Below are 396 nucleotides of genomic sequence, written 5' to 3'. Positions count from 1 at the left end.
TAAGGGCTACCAGGTTTTATAAACTCTAGCTTAATACTGTTTTCCATCGCCCACGTTTCAAGCATAGTGGAAGTAAACTCTGGGCCATTGTCTACTCTAATTTGTTTTGGTTTGCCGCGCCAAGCAATGATCTGTTTTAGTGTCCTAATTACTCTCTCAGCCGTTAAACTGGTATCAACTTCAATCGCTAATGCTTGTCGATTGAAGTCATCGAGTACATTCAATGTTCTGAACCGATGTCCATAGCTTAATGCATCACTCATAAAGTCCATTGACCAAGATTCGTTATGTTCTGCTGGGGCACTTAACGGTTCTGGCGCTCTCGTTGGTACACGGCGTTTTCCTTTACGTCTTAAGTTGAGTTTAAGCATGTTGTAAACACGTTCAACACGCTTC

Annotated in this window: 1 protein-coding gene; it reads right to left on the bottom strand. The window is 42.2% G+C overall.

Annotated features, from left to right (window positions below; translation table 11 throughout):
• Window positions 1-396: DDE-type integrase/transposase/recombinase (locus J8M01_RS23830; protein WP_211059609.1), on the bottom strand; the 396-nt coding region annotated here is incomplete at both ends.

The organism is Pseudoalteromonas sp. MMG005, from assembly GCF_018101015.1.
In the GTDB taxonomy this organism is placed as follows: Bacteria; Pseudomonadota; Gammaproteobacteria; order Enterobacterales; family Alteromonadaceae; genus Pseudoalteromonas; species Pseudoalteromonas aurantia.
This window is presented reverse-complemented; position numbering and strand designations above follow the sequence as displayed.